Genomic DNA, 23,021 nt, shown 5'->3' with positions numbered 1-23,021 from the left:
CTTTTCGCCGCATCAAGAGATGTAGCCGCAGGTAACCTCGCATAAATTCAGTATTAAGAAATTGATTTGCTGGCAACACATCTGAGGGATCGTGCGGCGATTCGGTAGGCGTGTGCGGTGGGCTTGGGCGGGGCGTCGATAAGCGGGGGCGGCGGTGAGCTCGGGACGGGCGCTGCAGGTTCCCCAATTGCAACGACCCCGCCGAGGGTGGCGGGGTGAGTTGGGCTAGATTCCGTAGATGTCCCCGGAAACGTCTTGGTCATCGCCGCCCTCGGGAGCATCGTGGGGTATCACGTAGCTCATGCCGCCCGTATTTGGCATGTTCGAAGTGAGGAACGACAACGCCGCATCCGTGCACAATCGGAGCATGCCGTCCGTGTTTTCCTCGCTGAGCAAGTCCGTTTTATACAGCATCAAGAAGGTGTCGTGGTTGGACACGCGGAACATGCAAATCGATGCGATCAGGATGTACACGTCGAGAGCGGAAATGCCCGGGCGGAAGGCGCCCGCGTCCTGGCCCAGCATAAGGAGTTTATCCATCTGGAGCAGCACACTTGATTGCTCCGTAAACGCCTTTGCGGTATCAATTTCGCCATAACCGAACAGGTTTTCCATTAGGAAAAGGCGGACGGCATTCGGGTGAGTTTCGAATTGCCGATAAATCACTTCCACTACTTTGCGAACGCCATCGACGGGGACGGTCGTTTCTAATTCAAGCGCTTCTGGGGCGGGGCGGAGTTGCGCAATGGCTAGGTAGAAAGTTTGTAAATACAAACCTTTCTTATCGCCAAAGTGGTAGTGGATCATTCGCTTTGACATTCCGGATTCTTGGGCGATGGCCTCAAGTCTAGTTTCGTCAAATCCATGTGTGGCAAAACTGTGGAGAGCGACCTCAACGACCCTATCTGTGGTGACTACGCCAGCCTCAGTATCGGTCAGTGGGGCGTTCATGTTACTTCCTTTCTAGTGCTTTGGGCATGCGAATGATTCGGGCAAATGGTGCTGCACTATTCAATGAACAATGTTGCTACAAGGTTGAAGAGACGGTGATAGATCGTGTGATAGATGTCGGCATGGCAAAACGACGCTTTAACTACGGGAACTAAAGGTATTGGTTTCATCGTGCCCTATTCCTGAATTCTTTCAAGGGTCAGACGAGAGAGGCGGCTGTTGCCGCAGGTCAAAAATCCGAATTTGGCTATTTCGGGGGTAATTTTCGGAAGTCCTCGGACATCTGGGGTGACGCCGTTGGGCGCCTAAGTTCGGTTCGACCACGTGTCTCTGTGGGGGTCCGGTGGATGTGAGTAGTGACCTTTGCCACAGCGAATCGTGCCTTGTCGGTTCGGAAATGGGGGTGAAATAGGGGTAAAAACTGGCAGGTTGGGAGGGGTCGAAAGGTGCCGTTCGGGCACCGAGACTCGCCGCTGGCACCGATACTAGAACGCTTGGTTGGGTAGGTGTTTGATTGTGTTTATTCGGGCAATGCGAAGCAGAGCTGCAACGGCTAGAGTTGTTCGTGGACGACGGCCGTGAATCCAAGGGCATCTGCTATTTAACTAGCCCAGTTCTCGGAGCGGAATCAGCCGTCGAAGAGAACTATTCACACCAAGGAAGAAGAGGACCATCCCATGACCGTTACCCCGAAGAAGATCGTCGTTACTGGCGCTGCCGGGCAGATCGCGTATTCCCTGCTGTGGCGCATCGCTAATGGCGATGTGTATGGCAAGGATGTTCCCGTGGAACTCAACCTGCTGGAGATCCCCGCTGCGCTCGGCGCTACGGAGGGTGTTGCGATGGAATTGCTCGACTCCGCGTTCCCATTGCTCAAGGCGATTAACATCAGCGACAACCCCGATGTGGCTTTCGACGGCGCGAACGCGGCCTTCCTGGTAGGCGCAAAGCCGCGCGGCAAGGGCGAGGAGCGCTCGGACCTGCTGGCGGCTAACGGGCGAATCTTTGGCCCCCAGGGCAAGGCGATCAATGACCACGCCGCCGATGATGTGCGCGTGTTGGTGGTTGGTAACCCCGCGAACACCAACGCCCTGATCGCCATGAACCATGCTCCGGACGTTCCGAACGAGCGTTTTAATGCCATGATGCGTTTGGACCACAACCGCAGCCTTTCCCAGCTTGCCACCAAGCTTGGCAAGGACTCCGACGCCTTTGAAAAGGTAGTCGTGTGGGGCAACCACTCCGCTACGCAATTCCCGGATATCACCTGGGCAACCGTAGATGGTGAAAAAGTTTCGGACCTGGTCGAGCGGGACTGGTACCTCAACGAGTTCATTCCGCGCGTTGCCAAGCGTGGCGCGGAGATCATCGAGGTACGCGGCAGCTCCTCTGCGGCATCCGCAGCTTCCTCCGCCGTTGATCACATGCGCGACTGGATCCAGGGCACCGAGAAGTGGGTTTCCGCCGCCATTCCGTCCGAGGGCGCGTACGGTATCGACGCCGGCCTGGTCGCGGGCGTGCCGACCGTGTCCCGCAACGGCCGCTGGGAGGTTGTGGAAGGCCTCGAGCTTTCTGACTTCCAGAAGGAGCGCATCGCCGCAAACGTCGCCGAGCTGAAGGAAGAGCGCGACGCCGTCGCTGCCGCAGGTTTGATCTAATCTGGGCGCGGTTTGCGGGTCACCGTCACGATAAGTAATTCGGCGCGGGTGACAGGGTCATCGAGGTTGACCTCGCAGATCTCCGAGATTTTTGCGAGGCGGCTGCGCACCGTGTGGCGGTGAATCCCGAGCGCTTCGGCTGTGGCTTTGATTTGCGCGCCGCGCTGCAAATGCGTGGCGAGCGTAAGCCGCAGGTGGGCGCCATACAATTCGTCGTAGTGTTCGAGACGGCCGATGGTTTCGTGGGCGTGTTGATCCAGCGCCTCCATGACGGCCGCGCCGCGCAACCAAGCCAGCGCGTTATCTTGGGGGCCTACGTAGCTGCCTACGGGGATGGATTTGGCGGATGTAACCAAGGATCCGACGAGGGGGTGGTCGATATTTTGCCAGGGCCTGGCACCACCAACGCAGATGCGAATCTGGCGCGCGAGCTCGCCAAAGAGTTCGATCACGCTTTCGACGGAGCGGGAACCGCGGACGAGCAGTAGGGCGGTGCAGGAGTCCAGGTTGATGGTGCAGCGCTCGCGGGTGCCGGCCCATAAGCTGTGCTCGAGGGCGGCGAGCGCTTTGGCGAGATGATCGGCCGTATCGGCGTGGATCACCACGGGGCGCACCTCGCCGCGGGAATCGGCGATGCGGGCGAAAACCGGTTCCATTTGGGCGGCTTCGCCGGCGAGACCAAGCAGCATGGAAAGCGCCATGGAGTTCAGTTCGCTGCGGGCATTGCGGAGCGAGCTTGGGCGCTGCAGCAGCAGGTCGGCAAGGCTGCCGCAATGTTGAATCAATATTCGATGTTCGGGGCGCAGCGGGGAACGGCTCACCGCGATCAGGCGATGGTAGCGCTCGCCGAAAGTGAGCATCTTGTGGCGCGTCACGTGGCCAGCCGGATCCGGCACCGAGGCGTCGTATTTACCGTGGGTGACGTGCGCTATCACGCGCTGATCATTGTCCTGGATACACAATGCGGCGTGCACCTCGTCGGCCACACATTCCAATAGCTCGGGGATGCCGCCAGCGATGGCGGCGCGATGGGCGCGCCGCTGCGCGGCATTCAAACGCTCTTGCTGGCGCATGTGCTGACGGGAGATTTCCGTATTGACGGTGCTTTGGATCGAGATAAACGGTGTGTCGTGCGGAACCTCGAACAGGCCTACGTGGTGGGCGGTCGCGGCGTCGATAAGCGCGGGCGGGACGGTGGCGAAACTGAGGCCGGTGCCGAAGCCAATGGCCACGACATCGGCGGCGGCCAGGGTGGCAACGTACTCGTCGAACGCTTCGGGTTTATGTTCGAATGCCATGCCGAGGGTGAGGACGATGGAATCGGGGAGGAGGAAGCGTGAGGGGTCGGCAAGTTCGCTAATGTGTACGACCGTGAAACGGTGCGGTGTGGGGACGATTTCGCGCAAGGCGAGGCCGTGTTGATTGATAAGCCAGCGGACCGTGAGCTGCCCTTGACCGGCCGTGGCGTGCATAATGACCCTCCCAAGTGGCTATTCGCGCGCGATTCTTTCGCCCTTGTGCACATGGCATGCGTTGTTCGTCACAATACATGATGTTCGGTGAATTAGATATCGCCGAAAGGAGCCCATGATGTTTGACCTAGAATATAGGCTACCTCAGGAACGTCGCATAAAAACCCCGCTGCCTGGGCCGAAAAGCGCGGCGCTCGGGAAGCGGCGGGAAGCTGCCGTGGCGCGCGCCCTGTCGCCCGGGCTGCCCGGATTTATCGTCGACGCGGATGGCGGCGTCCTGGTCGACGCGGATGGAAATTCGTTTATCGACTTCGCCTCCGGCATCGCGGTGACCACCGTAGGCGCCAGCAACCCCGCCGTGGCCCGTGCCGTGGCCGAAGCCGCCAGCCACGTTACGCACACATGTTTTATGGTCTCCCCGTACGAGGCGTATGTGAAGGTCGCCGAGGAGCTTAACCGGCGCACCCCCGGCGATCACGAAAAGAAAACCGTGCTGTTGAATTCCGGCGCGGAAGCCGTAGAAAACGCCGTGAAAATCGCACGTACGTACAGCGGGAAAACGGGCGTTGTGGTGTTCGATTACGCCTATCATGGGCGGACCAACCTCACCATGGCCATGACGGCGAAAAACAAACCATATAAATCCGGATTCGGGCCGTTTGCCAGCGAAGTGTACCGCGCACCCATGTCCTACCCGCTGCGCGATGGCCGCACCGGCGAGCAGGCGGCGGCGCGGGCAATCACCATGATTGAGCAGGAAGTAGGGGCGGAAAACCTCGCTTGCGTGGTGATCGAGCCAATCCAGGGCGAGGGCGGCTTTATCGTCCCCGCGGATGGGTTCCTGCCGGCGATAGCGAAGTGGTGCGCCGCAAACAATGTGGTGTTTATCCTCGATGAAATCCAATCCGGGCTCGCACGTACTGGCGATTGGTTCGCGGCCGAACACGAGGGCGTAGTGGCGGACTTGGTCACCACCGCAAAGGGTATCGCTGCGGGCATGCCGCTGTCCGCGGTGACCGGTCGCGCCGAGATCATGGACGCCCCAGGTGTCGGCGGGTTGGGCGGCACCTACGGCGGCAATCCGGTCGCATGTGCGGCAGCGCTGGCGTCGTTGGAACAAATGGAAACCCTCGATCTGTGCGGCCGCGCGCGGGAGATCGAGGCCATTATTCGCACGGAACTCGCGCCCGTGGTGGAGCTCGATGTGGTGGCCGAAATCCGTGGCCGCGGCGGCATGATAGCCCTCGAATTTATTACCGAAGACGGCGCGCCCAATGCCGCTTTGACCAGCGCCGTTGCTGCGGAGTGCAAACAAGCTGGCGTGCTGATTCTTACCTGCGGTTTGGATGGGAACGTGATCCGCCTGCTGCCGCCGCTGGTGATCCCAGAGGCGCTGCTGCGTGACGGCCTTCAGGTGTTGCGCGCCGCCATCGAACGCCATGCTGGGGGCAGCGATGAGCGCTAACATTGGGCCGCGCGGGGTTGCCGTGCCGACGCAGCTGTGGCTGGGCACCCGCCAGGCGAGCTCCAATGGTGGAACCTTCCCCGTAATCAACCCCGCAACCGAACAGATGCTCGCAGAGGTTGCCGACGCCACCAGCGCGGATTGGCAGCATGCGCTCGACCTTGCCGACGCCGCGCAGACCGAATGGGCGAGCGTACCGCCGCGCCGCAAGCAGGAAATCCTGTACGAGGTGTTTACCCAGGTCACCGAAAGGGCACAAGATTTCGCCGATGTGATGACGGCCGAAATGGGCAAACCCGTTGCGGAGGCCCTCGGCGAGGTGGCCTACGGCGCCGAATACTTCCGCTGGTTCGCGGAGGAAGCCGTCCGGATCCCGGGCAGGATGGCCGCCGCACCCGCAGGTAATGGCACCATTTTGGTTACCCGCGACCCAGTGGGGCCGGTGCTTGCCATCACGCCGTGGAACTTTCCGCTCGCCATGGCTACGCGTAAGATCGCGCCCGCCTTGGCCGCCGGTTGCCCCATTATTGTGAAGCCCGCGGCGGAGACGCCATTGACCATGCTCTTGCTCGGCGAAGTAATAGCAAATGCGTTCCGCAAGTTTGGGGTTCCGGAGGGGGTGGTCAGTATCGTGACCACCACGGACGCCGCCGGATTGTCTAGCGAACTTATGAGCGATCCGCGGTTGCGCAAGATTACCTTTACCGGGTCTACGCCGGTAGGCCGCCTGCTGGTCAAGCAAAGCGCCGAGCACCTGCAACGCGCGTCCATGGAGCTCGGGGGCAATGCGCCTTTCGTCGTGGCCGCGGATGCCGACCTCGACCTCGTCCTCGGGTGCGCGCTGCAGGCCAAGCTGCGCAATGGCGGCCAGGCGTGCATCGCCGCCAACCGTTTCCTTGTGGACGAATCCATCGCAGAGGCGTTCGTCGAGCGCCTTACCGAACACATGTCCGGTTTCACCTTGGGTGACGGGTTCGACGAGGGCACGAAGCTGGGTCCCGTAATTACCGCCACCCAACGCGACCGCATTGCCACGCTCGTTGAAGACGCGCTGGCCAAGGGCGCCACGGCAACCACCGGCGGCAGCGTCCCCGAGGGGCCCGGATACTTCTATCCCGCAACGGTATTGGTAAACCTGCCGGAGAACTCCGCGATCTTGAGCGAAGAGATATTCGGGCCTGTAGCCACCGTAACCACGTTCAAAACCCTTGAGGAGGGCGTGGAGCGGGCGAACGCTACGCCCTTCGGGCTGGCGGCCTATGGGTTCAGCGAAAACGTGCACACCGCGCAATACCTGGCGCAGCACCTCAAGGCGGGCATGGTCGGCATCAATCGCGGCGCGATTTCCGACCCTGCGGCGCCCTTTGGCGGCATCAAGGCGTCCGGGTATGGCAGGGAAGGCGGCACCGAAGGGATCGAGGAATACCTGAGCCCCCGATATATTGCTTGGACCTAGGAGATGTGTAAGCCGCGTCGGCGCTTAGTACCTAGTCGGCGGGGCGAGTTGCGGTGCTGCTTAAGATAGATTGCATGACTCAACAACGCCGTGCCGATGCATTGCCCGCACAATGGGATCCGAAAGCCGTTGAAGCGACGCTGTACGAGGAGTGGGTGAGCCGCGGGTACTTTACCGCCGACGCGGCTTCAGATGCGCCAGCGTTTTCGATTGTGCTGCCGCCGCCGAACGTGACCGGCCAGCTGCATATGGGGCACGCGTTAGATCATGTGCTGATGGATACCATTGCCCGCCGTAAGCGCATGCAGGGTTTTGAGGTGTTGTGGTTGCCGGGCATGGACCACGCCGGCATCGCCACTCAAACCAAGGTGGAGGCGATGCTGAAAGAAACGGAAGGCAAGGACCGTTTCGATTACACTCGCGAAGAATTCGTGGCCAAGGTGTGGGAGTGGAAGCGGGAGTACGGCGGCCGCATCGGTGGGCAGATGCGCGCGCTCGGCGATTCCGTGGATTGGTCGCGCGAACGGTTTACGCTCGATGAGGGTCTGTCCCGCGCCGTGCAGACAATATTCAAAGAGTTGTTCGATCGCGGGTTGATCTATCGGGCGAACAGGCTTGTGAACTGGTCGCCGGTGCTGGAAACCGCCGTGTCCGATATTGAGGTGGTGTACAAGGACGTCGAAGGCGAGCTCGTGTCCATCCGCTACGGCAGCTTGGATGACGCCGAGCCGCACGTGATCGTAGCCACCACCCGCGTGGAAACCATGCTTGGCGACGTCGCGGTGGCCGTCCACCCCGAGGACGCCCGCTACTCGCACCTCGTGGGCCAGCGCTTGCCGCATCCGTTTATCCCGGACCGTGAATTGCTGGTGGTAGCCGATGAATATGTGGACCCCGAGTTCGGCACGGGCGCGGTGAAAATTACCCCGGCGCACGATCCCAATGACTATGCGTTGGGGTTGCGCCACGGCCTGGACATGCCGACGATCATGGACGCTTCCGGCCGGATCGCGGGCACGGGTACGCAATTTGATGGCCTGGATCGCTTTGCGGCGCGGGTGCAGGTGCGGGAGGCCTTGGCTGCGCAGGGCCGGATCGTGGCGGAGAAGCGCCCCTATGTGCATTCCGTTGGCCATTCCGAACGTTCTGGCGAGCCCATCGAGCCGCGGCTTTCCGAACAGTGGTTTGTAAAGGTTGAAAGCTTGGCCAAGATGGCCGGCGACGCCATCCGCGAAGGCGATACCAAGATCCACCCGGCCTCCTTGGAGCCGCGCTACTTCGACTGGGTGGACAATATGTATGACTGGACCATTTCCCGCCAGCTCTGGTGGGGGCATCGAATCCCAGTTTGGTACGGTCCCGAGGGGGAAGTGGTGTGCGTCGGCCCGGACGAGCAGCCCCCGGCGGGGTATGTGCAGGACCCAGACGTGCTGGATACCTGGTTCTCCTCCGCCCTGTGGCCGTTTTCCACGATGGGCTGGCCGGACGCCACCGCGGATTTGGCTAAGTTCTATCCCACCTCCGTGCTGGTCACGGGATACGATATTTTGTTCTTCTGGGTGGCGCGCATGATGATGTTCGCCACGTTCGCCGCGTCGCTGCCCGATTCGCCGTTGGGCGCCACTTCGCAGGGCCGCCCGCAGATTCCGTTCCTCGATGTTTATTTGCACGGCCTGTTGCGCGATGAAAAAGGCCGCAAGATGAGCAAGTCGCTGGGCAATGGCATCGACCCGATGGATTGGGTGGAGCGCTACGGTGCCGACGCCCTGCGTTTCACCCTGGCCCGCGGCGCGAACCCCGGCGTGGACCTGCCGGTGGGTGAGGACGCCGCCCAAAGCTCCCGCAACTTTGCCACGAAGCTTTTCAACGCCACGAAGTTCGCGTTGCTGAATGGGGCCGAGGTGGGCGAGCTTCCGGAGGTTGCCGAACTGACGGATGCGGACCGTTGGATCTTGGACCGCCTAGAGGCCGTGCGCGCCCACGTTGACGATTGCCTGGACCGCTATCAATTCGCAAAGGCATTCGAGGCGCTGTATCAATTTGCCTGGGGCGAATTCTGCGACTGGTACCTAGAAATCGCCAAGGTGCAGATTCCGCGCGACGCGGCCGCCGCCGCCCCAGAAGAGCTGACCTGCGGCACGAATACCCGCCTAGTGCTCGGACATGTGTTGGATAACCTGCTGCGCCTGCTGCACCCCGTGATGCCCTTTGTCACCGAGTCGCTGTGGCGTGCGCTTACCGACGGCGAGTCGCTCGTCGTCGCAGCTTGGCCCGCCGCCCGCACCCCGCGGGAGGACGATGCCGTGGCCGCGCGCCGCATGGCAGACCTGGAGAAGCTTGTCACGGAGATCCGTCGTTTCCGTTCCGATCAGGGCGTGAAGCCTTCCCAGCGGGTTCCCGCCCGCTTGGATTTCGCCGCCGCCGACCTTGCCGGGCAGGAAGCGATCACCCGTTCCCTGGTGCGGGTCACTGCCCCGGATGCCGGGTTTACGCCTTCCGCCGCCATCGAGGTGCGGTTGAGCCAAGCCACCATCGTGGTGGAATTGGACACCTCCGGCACCGTGGACCTTGCCGCCGAGCGCAAGCGTTTGGAAAAGGATCTGGCGGCCGCGCAGAAGGAGCTCGATGGCACCGCCAAGAAGCTTGCCAATGAGGCGTTCTTGTCCAAGGCGCCGGAGGCCGTGGTGGCCAAGATCCGTAAGCGCCAGCAGGTCGCCCGCGAAGAATTCGAACGTATCAGCGCTCGCTTGGAGGAGTTGGGTTCATGATTTCTTTCGATGAAGACGGCCTCACCTTGCCGCTCAGCGAGGAGCCCGCGGCGCCGCCGCCGCTGGAGGTGACTCCGGAGGATTTGCAGGAGCTCGCCGCGGTGGAGGCGGAGCTGGATCAGCGCTGGTCGGAGGTGAAGATCGACCCCACGCTGCGCCGCATGGAAATGCTTATGGACCTGCTGGGTAACCCCGAGCGTTCCTTTCCCGCCGTACATGTCGCCGGCACCAATGGCAAAACCTCGACCGTACGTATGATCGAGTCGCTGTTGCGGGCGTTTCATCGCCGCACCGGCCGCACGACGAGCCCGCACCTCCAGCTGGTTACCGAACGTATTTCCATTGATGGCGTGCCGCTGCATCCGCGCGATTACGTGCGCATCTGGCGTGAAATCCAGCCTTATGTGGAAATGGTTGACGCCGAATCCGAACGCCAGGGCGGGCCGAAGATGAGCAAGTTCGAGGTGCTTACCGCCATGGCCTACGCGGCGTTTGCCGACGCCCCCGTGGACGTCGCCGTCGTGGAGGTAGGCATGGGCGGGCGTTGGGACGCCACCAATGTGATCAATGCCGATGTCGCTGTGATCACCCCCGTGGGCGTGGATCACACCGATTATTTGGGCGATTCGCTCACCGAAATTGCGGGCGAAAAGGCCGGCATTATTAAGTCGCGTTGGGACGCCACGGATTTGCTTGCTCCCCCGGATAACGTGGCGATTGTCGCGGAACAAGATCCCGAGGCCATGCGCGTGATCCTCGAACAAGCGGTCAAGGTCGATGCGGCCGTCGCACGGGCGGGATCCGAGTTCGGGGTGGTGCAATCCACCATCGCCGTCGGCGGCCAGCAGCTCACCTTGCGCGGCCTCGGCGGCACCTACGAGGACATCTTCCTGCCGCTGTCCGGGGAGCACCAAGCGCGCAATGCGGCCTGCGCCCTCGCGGCCGTCGAAGCTTTTTTCGGTGCCGGTTCCGGCCGCACCTTGGATATAGATACCGTGCGCCAAGGTTTTGCTACCGTGCAATCCCCGGGACGACTCGAACGTGTGCGATCCGCGCCCACCGTGTTTATCGACGCCGCGCATAACCCACATGGCGCCCGAGCCCTCGGCGCTGCACTCGATAGGGATTTCGACTTTCGGCGGTTGATCGGGGTCGTTGGGGTGCTTGGAGACAAGGATGCACGCGGCGTCGTCAAGGAATTGGAGCCGTATCTCACGGAGCTGGTGTGCACGCAAACATGCTCGCCACGCGCCCTCCCCGCGGAAGATCTCGCGGAAATCGCGCGGGAAATCTTCGGCGAGGAGCGCGTGCATGTGGCGGACGAACTGCCGAACGCCGTAGCCCTCGGAGTGTCCCTCGCGGAGGAAGTTTCCGACTATGGTGAACCAGTATCAGGCTCCGGCGTGGTGATCACAGGTTCGGTAGTCACCGCCGGTGAAGCTCGCACACTCTTTGGAAAGGACCCCGCATGAGCGAGTCCAACGAACAGGTTGAATACGGTCCGCTCGGGCCCGGCCACGCGCCGGAAAAAGACCCGCTCAAAGGGCTGCGCGGGGTGATCGCTGGGACGCTGGTCATGGAAGCGATCGCCATTCTGCTCGTGCTCACCGTGATCGCCCGAGTGGACAACGGCGCATACTGGACCACCTTCAACTGGGTGTATGTCACCGCAGTCGGCGTGGCCATGCTGCTAGCGGCATTCGTGCAAAGCCGACCGTGGGCGATGTCCGTCAACTTGGTGCTGCAGGCATTCGCACTGATCGGCTTTATCGTGCACCCTTCGATGGGGATCATGGCCCTGATCTTTATCGCAGTGTGGTGGTACATCCTGCACCTGCGGCGCAACCTTATCGCCAGGATGAAGCGCGGGCTGCTGACCACCCAACACACGTGATCGGACCCGGCGGCCGGGAAGGGCTACCGGGTCAGGTGCGCGGGGCTTTCCTTAGTGGGAGATAGCTTTCGCTACTCCGGCACCGGTGAGGGAACGAACCTCCATTTCAGCGGCTAGGTCGTCCAAATTATCAGGTTTGCCGATCTTGCTACCAATGATTCCCAAAAGGAATCCCGCTGGTACGGAAATAAGGGCTGGGTTGGTGAGTGGGAACCATGCAAAATTTAGGTTCGGAAGCATGGCCGTCGGTACGCCTGACACTGCGGGAGAGAAAACGATGAGGATAATCGCAGTGAGTAGGCCGCCGTACATTGAAAATAGTGCGCCGGTGGTGTTGAACTTGCGCCAGTACAGCGAGTAAATGATGGTGGGCAGATTTGCGGACGCCGCGATGGCCAGCGCGAGGGTGACCAAGAAAGCGATGTTTTGCCCCATTGCACCGATCCCTAAGAAAATGGAGGCGATACCGATAACCACAACGGTGATGCGGGAAACACGAACTTGCTCTTCTTCTGTTGCCTTTCCATGGCGCAGGACGGAGTTATAAAGATCATGTGCGACAGAAGCGGATGCGGAGATAGTCAAACCAGCAACCACCGCGAGGATTGTAGCGAAGCCAATAGCGGAGATCACCGCCATAAAGAAGGAGCCGCCAACCCTGGCTGCGAGTAGCAAGACGGCGGAGTTGCTACCACCCGGAGCGTTTTGAATAGCTTCCGTGCCTACCAGTGCGGTGGCACCGTACCCCATGACCACGGTAAGTAGGAAGAATAATGCAACGATAGCGATGGTCCAGGTCATTGAGCGACGGGCGACGCGCGCGGAAGGAACCGTGTAAAAGCGCATCAACACATGCGGCAGGCCAGCGGTGCCCATAACGCAGGCAATGGCCAAGGACATGAAATCAAGCTTGGTGAGGGTGTTAGCCCCGTAGCGCAGGCCAGGACCTAGGATTTCCTCGCCGCGGGGGTGCTGGCTCACTGCCGCCTCGAGTGTTGCTTGGAAACCTCCCTGGATGGCTACGAAAGTGAGGAGGGTGATGATCGCAGAACCACCAACCAGTAGCACGGCTTTAATCATCTGCACATATGTGGTGCCCTTCATTCCGCCGACGAGGACATAGACGATCATCAAAATTCCAACGATTGCAACCACGGCTGCTTGGGCGGCTTTGCCTTCGAGCCCCAAAAGAAGAGCAACCAAACCGCCGGCGCCAGCCATTTGGGCGATGAGATAGAACAGGGAAACTGCGAGGGTGGTGATTGCCGCTGCGGTGCGAACTGGTCGTTGCTTGAGGCGGAAAGACAAAACATCCGCCATGGTAAAGCGCCCGGTATTGCGTAGTGGCTCGGCTACTAGCACGAGTGCAACGAGTAGCGCGATGAGGAATCCGATGGAGTAGATGAAGCCATCGTAGCCGTACATCGCGATGGCGCCAGTGACGCCGAGGAAAGCTGCTGCGGAAAGGTAGTCCCCAGAGATAGCCAAGCCGTTTTGCCAGCCGGAAAAGGCAGCACCGCCGGTATAGAAATCGGAACCTTTTTGGGAAGTCTTGCGGGTGGTGCGGATGACCACTGTGAGGGTAGCGACAATGAAGATCGCGAAGATGGAAATATTGAGAATCGGATTGCCGGTATCTACGTTTTGGTTCATGGGGAGAGCTCCAAGCGGTTGCGAATTGCCTCGGTGGCGGGGTCAATTTTGTTGTCAGCGAAGCGAACATAGGCCCAAGTGACCAGGCCTGCGGTGACAAACTGGGCGAGGCCCAGGATCATCCCAATGTTGATGACTCCGAGGACAGGGGTTTTCACAAAATCGGCGGCAAAGGTAGCCGTAACAATGTAGAAGAGGTACCAGCCAAGAAAGCCGATGGTGACGGGGAAGGCGAAACCTCGGAAGGTTTTTCGCAATTGCTGGAATTCGGGGCTGTTCTGCTCAGCCACGAAGGACTCGGATTCTATAATCGGGGACACAATTCTCCTCTCAAGTGGTCTGGATCACTTTTAAGGAATTGAAACCTTTTTAGGTGCTGCTGAGAAGAGGTCTGCGCGATGCATTTTTTAAAAGAGGGGGAGGAGCAGCACTTATAGGTGTGGCCTAAAACACAAAAACGCCCCTTTCGGGGGCATTTTTCAAGCGCTTAAGCTTATCTTTCGGAGAGGTCGGTCACAGAGCGGTTCTCCTTTGCGCCGCACTTGGACAGGCGTTCGCGCGCGGGGTCAGAGAACACCCCATGAATACACCCCAAGGAGTTAGGGTTTTCGCTGCGCCGTCGAGGCCACGGTCTCCGTCTCGGCGGGGTGGTCGAAGACGCTGATGGTTGTGTCCTCCATAAGCACCACATCGTCGGTGGGCAGCCCGCGCCGCAACCCCTTGCTGCGGAAGAAATCGGGGCTGCGAATCCAGGTGACGGCCAGCACCAGTAATCCGCTGACCAGCACGGCCACGCCCAGGATAAACACCAGGCCGATGCCGAATAGCGAGGAGCCGGAGCCATAACTCGGATCCATTGCGTCATAGGAGGTTTGCACAAAGAACACCAGGAGCAGGATGCCCCCAATAAGCGGGCACACCAGCTGGCTTACCAGGGTCTTTGCGCTGCGCCAGCTTTCCTTGCGGAAATACCACACGCAGGCGAAGGCGGTGATCGCGTAATAGAAGCACACCATCATGCCCAATGCCGTAATCGTGTCCCACAGCACGGCCTCGCTGATCACGCGCATGATCGCGTAGAAGGCGAAGGAGATTCCGGCGGCAACCCATGTGGCTACGTCCGGACTCTGATGCTTCGGGGAAATATGCGCAAAGCTTTTCGGAAGTGCTTTGTAGTAGCCCATCGCCAGCAGCGTGCGCGCCGGGCTAATAAAGGTGGATTGGAGCGACGCCGCGGAGGATCCAAGCACGGCCAGCGACATCAGGATCGCAAGCGGCCCCATCACCGGCCCCGCCAGCTCGGCGAAAATATTTGCTTGAATCGCCTGGTTGCCCAATCCATAGCGCCCATCGCTGGTGCCGGAAAAGCTCACAGTTGCGAATGCGATTAATTGGTACAAAAAGACGATCACCAGGATCGTGGCGGTGGCCGCCCTGCCCGGTGTGGAGTGCGCGCCTTCCGTCTCCTCGCTCATGGTGAGCACCACGTCCCAGCCCCAATAGATAAAAACCGAAAGGGCGATCCCCGCGGCAAAGGCGGAGAAACTTTCCACGCCGAAGGGGTTTAACCATTCGAGCGAAATCGGGGTAGCGTCGAACGCTTGTCCGGTATTGGCTTTGAAGAGCGCCATGCAGCTAAAGAGCACCAGCACCACGAGTTGGAAACCCACGAGCGCGTATTGCAGGGTCTTGGTCGTGTCCATGCCGCGGTAGGAAATATACGCCGCGATCACGATGAATACGAAGCAGGTGGCAACGTTGACAGCGGTGTTATTCGCAAGGTCCGCAAGCTCCGGTTTTCCGAACACTTGGGCGAGCAGTAGGTAGAAGAACGAGACCGCAATGCCAGCCAGGTTTGAGAGCACCAGCACCGTCGCCGCAAGCAACCCCCACCCGCCGAGCCAGCCGATGACCGGCCCGAATGCGCGCGTGGCCCAGGTGAAGGTGGTGCCCGAATCGGGCATCGAGGAATTGAGTTCCCGGTACCCGATGGCCACCAAGAACATGGGGATAAAACCCACGAGGAAAATGGCCGGGAGGTGTTCGCCCACCTCGCTCGCCGTGGGACCTAAACCGCCCGAAAGGGTGTACGCCGGGGCGATGCAGCTGATGCCGATAACGGCCGCCGAAATCATGCCGACGGAATTGCTGGATAGGCCTTTTTGAACAAAGGAGTCACTCATGGTGAACCTCCATGGGATATGGTGTAATCGCGCGGCACGACGATCATTGGAACTTCCAGCTCACGAAGGATTTTCATGGACACCGCCCCGAGGAATACGGTGCGCGATGTGGCCACCCGGGAGGAGCCCACGAACAGCAGATCGCCGTCGTGCCAACCCACGCTGCGTGCCGCTTCCGCAACGTCTTCACCCTCGCCGATTTTGATCTCAACCGGCAAGTCAATCCCCGTGGTTTCGATAGCTTGTTTGAGCACGTGTTCGGTGTGCGTTTGGGCGGTGCCGGAATCGGTAGCCAAGGCCACCAAACGCAGCGGAAGGCCCGAATGCTCCGCCAGCGTCAAACCCACGCCTACCAGGGGATTCGCGCCGGGAAGCCGTCCGACCGCACAATTTAAACGCTCGATTTTTGTGCTGCGATGCCCGCGCGGCGCCAACGCGATCGGCACCGGCGAACCGTACAGCAAATCCTGCGCCACGGTGCCCAACCGATGCCGCTTTAACGGGCTTGTCGACGCCGCGCCCACCACGATCATGCTCGCCCCGGCGTGTTCCGCCGCCCGGACCAAACCTGCGGCGGTGGAATGCGCTGATACCAGATGTCCGGTTGCCGTCACATCCGGCGGGATCATCTTGAGCGCGCCCTCAAGCCACGTGAATCCCTGTCGAACAAAGATATCGTCGTTGTGGCCGGTGGGCGGGTATGCCTGATTGAATTCGTCGTGGTGCCGCAGCACCAGCACGATATCCAGCTCGAGTCTGAGGCAACGCGCCAGATCTATGCCGGCGGTGATGGCATCGATGCCAGTGGGGGTGGCCTCGTAGCCAACGATGCACTTCATTATTGCTCCCGCAACAATTCGCTCAAAGTTGCGGCAACCCGGTGCCCCATGCGGACCGCACCGTCGACGTGCTGGTAGCCCGCTCCCGCGATATCGGCGCAGGCGAAGTGGATGCGATCCACCGGGTCGTTGTTATAGCGGCCGAAGCGGCTCAATCCACCCAGATCGTAGGAAGCGGCGTATGCGCCCCGCGTCCACTCTTCCGAACCCCAGTCCGACTCGTAGTAGGCGACAGGATGTTTGGTTTCCTCGCCCAGCATCTCGGCCATTGCGGCGAGGATGGTCGCCTTGCGTTCCGCGGCGCTGAGCTTAAACATCTCGTCGGCCTTCTCGTCCGCCACAAAGCCCACGAGGGTGCCGCGCTGGTCGCCGTGGTTGGTATTGTCGTAGATCTCCTGCACTAGGTGTGCCGCTGAGAAACAGGTGCCGGAAAGGCCCTTGTCCCGCCAGAACGGCGTGTCATAGGTGGCGTGCACCTTAATTACCAGACCCATGGATTGGTATTGGTGCATCAGGTGTTGCAGGCGTGGCATTTCCGGTACGTAGCTGATGCGGTGATACAGGGTGGGTGGCACCGCCAAGATGACGTATTTGGCGCGCACCGTGACGCCGTTGTCTCCGTACACAGTTACGAATTCGGGGTTTGAATAATCGATGGTTCGCACTGGGGTTCCCAGCGTGATGTGTTCGGAACCGATGCGCTCAGCCAGTGCCAGCGAAACTTTCTGCATGCCGCCGATGACGCGGGCGTCGAGAATGAAATCCTCGTCCACGAGGTTGGAGAAACTGCCTGCCGACGCCGCCATATGCACCGCCTGCAACGCCGAAAACGCGTGCGCAGGCTTGGTGAGCATGCCGCCGGCGATAAACAGGCCGATATTATTGCGAGCCTCCGCATCGTCGGATTCTTGCTCCAGCCAATGCTTGAAGCTGACGGTGTCCAGCTCGCGGGCCTGCGGGTGATCCCACGGTGCCTCGGGGTCCATGGCGGCGGTCAGGTCGTCGAGAATCTTGATCAGGCGTTCGATTTCGCGTTGCGTCTCGGGGGCGCAGGGGAAAATTTCGCCGGTGTAACGGCGCACCTCACCGTTCGGCGCAAGGTAGATGGAATCGCCCTCGCGGTAGCGCTGGTAGGTCTCCAAACCCAGTTCCGAAAGCAGCACTTTTAACTCGGTCTGGTCGGGGGACACCCATTGGCCGCCGATTTCGTACCATGCGCCGTCCATGACGTCGCTTCGAGTGCGTCCGCCGACGCGGTCCCGCGCCTCCAAAACGTGGCAGGAAATGCCCTGCTGTTGGAGCCGGTATGCGGCCGAAAGGCCGGCGGGACCCGCGCCGACGATCGCGACTTCGACAGTGTGGTTAGGTTCAGTCATCAGTGTTCTCCTCGAATTAGTGTGCGACCATAACGTGCTTGATGCGGGTGTATTCCTCCACGCTGTAGAGGGAAAGGTCCTTTCCGTAACCGGAATCCTTGAACCCGCCGTGCGGCATCTCGGCCACCAGCGGGATGTGGCAGTTCACCCACACGCAACCGAACTCGAGTTCGCGGCTGGCTCGCTCGGAGGTATGCAGGTCGGTGGTCCATACGGAGGACGCGAGGCCATAGGCGACGTCGTTCGCCATGTGCAGCGCCTCGTCGATCGTGTCGAAAGTTTGCACGGTAAGGACGGGGCCGAAGATCTCTTCCTGGATCTCCCGATCGTCCTGCCGCAGCCCCGTGATCACCGTCGGGGCCAAGTAGTAGCCCTTATCGCCGACGCGGTTGCCACCGGTGCGAACCGTGGCGTGCGGCGGCAGTTCCGCGAGTATGCGCTGCACCTTGGCAAAGTGCTTGGCGTTGTTCATGGCGCCGTAGAACGCGTCCTCGTCCTTGGGGTGGCCGGGCTTGAGTTTTTCCGCCTCGGCGACCAGCAGGTCCACGAATTCAGCCGCCACGCTCGCCTGAACAATGATTCGAGTGGCTGCGGTGCAGTCCTGGCCGCCATTGAAAATGCCGGTGGCGGCGATGGTTTCCGCGGCGGCGGGCAAATCGGCGTCGGCGCACACGATCACCGGCGCTTTGCCGCCCAGCTCGAGGTGGCTGCGTTTCAGGTTTTCCCCGGCAGAACGCCCGACGGCGCGCCCGGCGGGGACGGAACCGGTAATGGCGGCCATGCGAACCACCGGGTGTTCGACGAGGGCGGCGCCGGTGCTGGCGTCGCCAAGCACGATATTGACCACCCCTGGCGGCAGGATCCCGCCGATGAGTTCCGCAAGTTTGAGCGTGGAGCTCGGGGTGGTGTCGGAGGGTTTCAGCACCACAGTATTGCCCGCCGCGAGGGCCGGGCCGAGCTTCCAAAACGCCATCATCAGCGGATAATTCCACGGCGCCACCTGGGCGATCACCCCGAGCGGCTCGCGGCGAATGGAAGAGGTGTGGCCCGCCATGTATTCCCCCGTTGCGAGGCCGTGGAGCATTCGCGCCGCGCCCGCGAAGAACCGCAATTGGTTGGCGCCCGCGAGTACCTCTTCGGATTTCACCATGGCCACCAATTGGCCGGTCTCTTCGCACTGGATTTCGGCGAGTTCGTCGGCGTGCTGCTCCACGGCGTCCGCGATATCAAGGAGGTATTTCTGCCGTTCGCCGGGCGTGATATTGCGCCAGCTTTCGAAGGCTTTTGCGGCGGCCGTGACGGCGCGGTCTATGTCGGTCTTGTCTGAGATCGGGCTTTCGCCAACGGGTTCCTCCGTGACCGGGCTGATCAGCGTGATGCGTTCCGTGCCGTGGGCGTCGCAGAACTCGTTGTTGATAAAGTTTTGTTTATAAAAACTGGACATTGAACTTGCTCCTACCGTGTGCGGGCGGGTGGCCGCAATCGCCGACCGGGCGGGGATAGTGCGTCACCTCACCGAGTATGAGAGGGTGTTAGCTGTGCAACATGGTTGCTATGGTGCCTGTCACAGTGGTATCCGTCTTTAGTCATGGTGGCGAATTTTCCGCATCAATTTGTCCACTTTGTAGATTCGCCTGTTGGGCGCTGACGGCGCGCCAGAAAAGCAAGGTAAGTTATTAACCATGACTGAACGTACCCTGATTCTGATCAAGCCCGATGGCGTCGAACGCGGCCTTATCGGCGAAATCATTTCCCGCATCGAGCGCAAGGGCCTGAAGATTACCGCCATGGACCTGCGCGTTGCGGACAAGGCCACCGCCGAAAAGCACTATGCGGAGCACGTGGATAAGCCGTTCTTCGGCGAGCTTGTCGAGTTCATTACGTCCGCACCCCTCGTCGCAGGTGTGGTCGAAGGCCCGCGCGCCATCGAGGCTTGGCGTCAGCTCGCCGGCGGCACCGACCCCGTGGCGAAGGCGACCCCCGGCACCATTCGCGGCGACTTTGCTCTTGAGGTTGCCGCCAATGTTGTGCATGGTTCCGATTCGCCGGAGTCCGCCGCCCGCGAGATCGCAATCTGGTTCCCAAACCTGTAATTTGCCAACGCACCGCGTGTTCGCCGCTCCGCCGAGGGGCGGCTTTCGTTTTGGTTGTGGGCACTGAGTATCGAATGCGGTGGACTTGTTTATACCCCCGTATTGGGGTGCGGGGGCGCTCCCGTTCGACCCTGGGTGAGCGGAGGTCTGACCAAGCTTACGCGCGAGCTTGAGCCACCATGCGACGCCCTAGGGTCTTACTGATAACGCTTATCGACGCCGCGGCAGTTACGCAATCTGGCAAGGTTCTGGGGGTGCGGTGTGAAACAATGGGTTTGGCGAGGTGCCAAGCACCTTGCGTGAAGCTTGAAAAAGTTCATTCCCTGTGCGGCTCGCGATCTAGGTTTGTGTGCCTCGCGCCCGGGGAATTTTTGCATGCGCGTGGTTAAAGGAGAAACGGTGGCTGACACCACTGGAGATAATTTGAAGAATTTTGATCGTTCCCAATTGGGGGCGAAAACAAGGGTGCACGCATTGGCCAAGATGCTTGGCGTGCCTTCCCGAACACTCGTCATCGAACTCGATCGACTCGGCTTGGTTAAGGTGGCGCAATCCACCCTCAGCCTGTCCGAAGCGAACCTCTTGTTGGATGCCCTTACGCCCGCCGCGGAGCCTAGCGAACCGGCACCGGCAGCAGCGGCACCGTCGGAAGAGGCGAGCGCAGCAGAGGCCGCTACGGAACAAGATGCGGCGAAACAAGGTGCAGTGGAAGAGGCCCCGGTAGCAGAAGCCGCCGAAGATCAGGAGAAGCTGCGGCATCGGGTGGAAAAGAACGTTGCCAATGAGATCCGGCAGATCGAACAAAAGGTCAATAAGCAATTAGAGGATTTCGCGGCCGCAGTCGAAGACGAACAACAGGCCGAACTCCTCGAAGACGTCGTCCCCGAGATCACTCCCGTCCCGGCGGCTGGCCCCAACTTTGTCACGCCGATTTTCATGGCGCCGGAGGATGAGGCGGCTGCGGAGGCGGTCGCGGCGTCGATAAGCGAAGATGAGGAAGCCGAAGACAGCGCCGAGGATGGCGCGCGGCGGAAACGCCGTGGTCGCAGGGGGAAAGGCCGTGGTCGCGGGGCAACGGATACGCTCGAGACGGTGGTGGAGGAGCCCTCGCCGGAACCCGTGGCCATCAAGGGGTCCACGCGGCTGGAGGCGCAACGGCGCAGGCGGGCCGATCGGCGGGAGGAAAACCGCAAGAAGCGGCACATCGTCAGCGAGGCCGAATTCCTTGCGCGGCGCGAATCCGTGGACCGTTCCATGGTGGTGCGGGAACGTCAACGCAGCGACCATTGCGGGCTGATCACGCAGGTTGGGGTGCTGGAAGACGACCTGCTGGTCGAACACTTTGTCACCTCGGAATCGCAAACCACCATGGTGGGCAATATCTACCTTGGGCGGGTGCAAAACGTGCTGCCCAGCATGGAGGCCGCCTTTATTGACATCGGCAAAGGCCGCAACGGCGTGCTCTATGCGGGCGAGGTGGACTGGCGCGCCTCCGGGCTTGGCGGACGCTCCCGACGCATCGAACAAGCGCTCAAATCCGGGGATCAGGTATTGGTGCAGGTAACCAAGGACCCGGTCGGGCACAAAGGCGCCCGATTGACCACCCAAATCTCGCTGGCCGGGCGGTTTTTGGTGTATGTGCCGCACGGCAATAGCGCAGGTATCTCCCGGAAACTGCCGGAAACGGAACGCCGGCGGCTCAAGGACATGCTCAAAGACATCCTGCCGGAGCAGGGAAGCGCCATCGTGCGCACCGCGGCCGAGGGCGTGACCGAACAGGAGATCGCCGCCGATGTGAAGCGCCTGCATGGCATGTGGGAACACATTGCCGAACGCACCGAGGAGGAGAAAGCCGCACGCGGAGCCAAACCGGTGACCATGTACGAGGAACCCGACATGCTGGTCAAGGTGGTGCGCGACCTGTTTAATGAGGACTTTAGCCGGCTCATCGTGGAAGGCGAGCGGGCCTGGAACACCGTCCACTCCTATGTGCAATCCGTGGCGCCCGACCTGCTGCCGCGGCTGGAACGCTACCACGCGGAAGACCACGACGGCGTGGACGTGTTTGCGCACTATCGCATCGACGAACAGCTGACCAAGGCGCTGTCGCGCAAGGTGTGGCTGCCCTCCGGTGGCACACTGGTGATCGATCGCACCGAAGCCATGACCGTGATCGACGTGAATACCGGGAAATTCACCGGCTCCGGCGGCAACCTCGAGGAAACCGTCACCCGCAACAACTTGGAGGCCGCCGAGGAAATCGTGCGCCAAATGCGGTTGCGCGATATGGGCGGCATGGTGGTCGTGGACTTTATCGACATGGTGCTGCCCGAAAACCAGGACCTAGTGCTGCGGAGGCTGACCGAAGCGCTCGGGCGGGATCGCACCCGACACCAGATCTCCGAGGTCACCTCGCTCGGATTGGTGCAAATGACCCGCAAGCGGCTGGGCACCGGGCTGCTGGAAACCTTCTCCACCGAATGCGAACAATGCGGCGGACGCGGCATTATTCTGCACGACGATCCCGTGGACTACCAGGAAACCCGAAGCGGCGGCGGATCGCGGCGCAAGCACGAGGTCGCGGCACGGCCCGCGCAGCAGCCGAGCGCTAAGGCGGAGCGGCGCGAAGAGGAACACGCCGCCGAAAAGAAGCCGACCATTGAGGAACTCGCGGCCGCAGTGGTGATCACGACGGAGGAAGAGGAACAGGCCCCGCAGCGGATGACCTTCGAAGAGGCTGTCGCCGCCTTTGAGGCGTCGCCACGCCGAAAGCGGGCCACCCGCGGCAATTCCCGTTCCGATCGGCGGCCAGACCCCGCCGATTATGTGGAGCCCGAGCAGGCGACGCCGGTTGTGGCGGATGACGATGCCGATGATGCGGTCGCAGAAGTGATCGAAAAGCGTCGCCGTGGCCGGCGCCGAGCGGCCACCAAGCGGCGCGGCGAGACGGTCGAACGTGTGGATGCGGAGGCGGGTGAGAAGCCGCGGCGTCGACAAGCGGCCGATGCGGTAGCCGAACACGTGGAAGCTGTGGTAGAAACCTCAATTCGTCGCGGTCGCAGGCGGGCGGTGCGCAGGTCCGCGGCCAGCGTTGCCGCACCAAAACAAGAACGGCGTACCGAAACCGCCGCGGCGCAGACAGCCACCACAAAGGTGCAGTCTTCCCGCGGGCGGCGACGCGTGGTTCGGAAATCCTACCGATCGAACTAGGCG

16 protein-coding genes are annotated in these 23,021 nt (G+C 61.1%); 8 read left to right on the top strand and 8 right to left on the bottom strand.

The genetic code is table 11. From position 1 onward, the window contains the following. Nucleotides 1-225 precede the first annotated feature (225 nt). Entirely contained in the window at nt 226-951 is a 726-nt protein-coding gene (locus CCANI_RS10630; protein ID WP_146324150.1) for a TetR/AcrR family transcriptional regulator, read from the bottom strand. 677 nt (nt 952-1,628) lie between these two features. On the opposite strand from CCANI_RS10630, the gene CCANI_RS10625 reads away from it, so the two are divergent. Continuing rightward, a complete protein-coding gene (locus tag CCANI_RS10625) occupies nt 1,629-2,609 on the top strand; it encodes a malate dehydrogenase (RefSeq protein WP_146324151.1) in 981 nt (326 codons plus the stop codon). Here CCANI_RS10625 and CCANI_RS10620 read toward each other — a convergent pair. Next, nucleotides 2,606-4,081, bottom strand: a complete 1,476-nt coding sequence (locus CCANI_RS10620) for a PucR family transcriptional regulator (protein ID WP_146324152.1) — start codon at nt 4,079-4,081, stop codon at nt 2,606-2,608. The genes CCANI_RS10625 and CCANI_RS10620 overlap by 4 nt on opposite strands. A 118-nt stretch (nt 4,082-4,199) precedes the next feature. Here CCANI_RS10620 and gabT point away from each other — a divergent pair, with 118 nt between their 5' ends. From gabT to CCANI_RS10595, 5 genes are all read left to right on the top strand, one after another. Then, entirely contained in the window at nt 4,200-5,546 is a 1,347-nt protein-coding gene (gabT, locus tag CCANI_RS10615) for a 4-aminobutyrate--2-oxoglutarate transaminase (protein WP_146324173.1), read from the top strand. Continuing rightward, entirely contained in the window at nt 5,536-7,002 is a 1,467-nt protein-coding gene (locus CCANI_RS10610; protein WP_146324153.1) for an NAD-dependent succinate-semialdehyde dehydrogenase, read from the top strand. The genes gabT and CCANI_RS10610 overlap by 11 nt, the downstream gene beginning before the upstream one ends. 74 nt (nt 7,003-7,076) lie before the next feature. After that, nucleotides 7,077-9,770 carry a valine--tRNA ligase gene (locus CCANI_RS10605; protein ID WP_146324154.1) on the top strand — a complete coding sequence of 898 codons (2,694 nt, stop codon included), beginning with the start codon at nt 7,077-7,079 and terminating at the stop codon, nt 9,768-9,770. Then, nucleotides 9,767-11,242 (top strand): bifunctional tetrahydrofolate synthase/dihydrofolate synthase, encoded by a 1,476-nt coding sequence (folC, locus tag CCANI_RS10600; RefSeq protein WP_146324155.1) that lies wholly within the window; start codon nt 9,767-9,769, stop codon nt 11,240-11,242. The genes CCANI_RS10605 and folC overlap by 4 nt, the downstream gene beginning before the upstream one ends. Beyond that, nucleotides 11,239-11,664 carry a DUF4233 domain-containing protein gene (locus tag CCANI_RS10595; RefSeq protein WP_146324156.1) on the top strand — a complete coding sequence of 142 codons (426 nt, stop codon included), beginning with the start codon at nt 11,239-11,241 and terminating at the stop codon, nt 11,662-11,664. The genes folC and CCANI_RS10595 overlap by 4 nt, the downstream gene beginning before the upstream one ends. 51 nt (nt 11,665-11,715) lie before the next feature. Here CCANI_RS10595 and CCANI_RS10590 read toward each other — a convergent pair whose 3' ends face one another. From CCANI_RS10590 to CCANI_RS10565, 6 genes are all read right to left on the bottom strand, one after another. Then, nucleotides 11,716-13,317 carry a monocarboxylic acid transporter gene (locus CCANI_RS10590; RefSeq protein WP_146324157.1) on the bottom strand — a complete coding sequence of 534 codons (1,602 nt, stop codon included), beginning with the start codon at nt 13,315-13,317 and terminating at the stop codon, nt 11,716-11,718. After that, entirely contained in the window at nt 13,314-13,637 is a 324-nt protein-coding gene (locus CCANI_RS10585; RefSeq protein WP_246118200.1) for a DUF485 domain-containing protein, read from the bottom strand. The genes CCANI_RS10590 and CCANI_RS10585 overlap by 4 nt, the downstream gene beginning before the upstream one ends. A gap of 279 nt (nt 13,638-13,916) precedes the next feature. Further along, on the bottom strand, nt 13,917-15,500 hold the full coding sequence (locus CCANI_RS10580) for an APC family permease (RefSeq protein ID WP_146324159.1): 1,584 nt from the start codon (nt 15,498-15,500) through the stop codon (nt 13,917-13,919). After that, entirely contained in the window at nt 15,497-16,339 is an 843-nt protein-coding gene (locus tag CCANI_RS10575) for a universal stress protein (protein ID WP_146324160.1), read from the bottom strand. Before CCANI_RS10575 ends, CCANI_RS10580 begins: the two co-directional genes overlap by 4 nt. Then, complete coding sequence (locus CCANI_RS10570) at nt 16,339-17,715, bottom strand: flavin monoamine oxidase family protein (RefSeq protein ID WP_146324161.1); 1,377 nt, start codon at nt 17,713-17,715, stop codon at nt 16,339-16,341. Before CCANI_RS10570 ends, CCANI_RS10575 begins: the two co-directional genes overlap by 1 nt. A 16-nt stretch (nt 17,716-17,731) precedes the next feature. Next, nucleotides 17,732-19,159, bottom strand: coding sequence for a gamma-aminobutyraldehyde dehydrogenase (locus CCANI_RS10565; RefSeq protein WP_146324162.1), 1,428 nt, complete (start codon nt 19,157-19,159; stop codon nt 17,732-17,734). Nucleotides 19,160-19,397: 238 nt separating this feature from the next. On the opposite strand from CCANI_RS10565, the gene ndk reads away from it, so the two are divergent. Both ndk and CCANI_RS10555 read left to right on the top strand, forming a co-directional pair. Continuing rightward, nucleotides 19,398-19,808 (top strand): nucleoside-diphosphate kinase, encoded by a 411-nt coding sequence (ndk, locus tag CCANI_RS10560; RefSeq protein ID WP_146324163.1) that lies wholly within the window; start codon nt 19,398-19,400, stop codon nt 19,806-19,808. Nucleotides 19,809-20,183: 375 nt separating this feature from the next. Continuing rightward, nucleotides 20,184-23,018, top strand: coding sequence for a translation initiation factor IF-2 N-terminal domain-containing protein (locus tag CCANI_RS10555; RefSeq protein ID WP_146324164.1), 2,835 nt, complete (start codon nt 20,184-20,186; stop codon nt 23,016-23,018). The last annotated feature ends 3 nt before the right edge of the window (nt 23,019-23,021 follow it).

The organism is Corynebacterium canis (genome assembly GCF_030408595.1).
GTDB lineage: Bacteria > Actinomycetota > Actinomycetes > Mycobacteriales > Mycobacteriaceae > Corynebacterium > Corynebacterium canis.
This window is presented reverse-complemented; position numbering and strand designations above follow the sequence as displayed.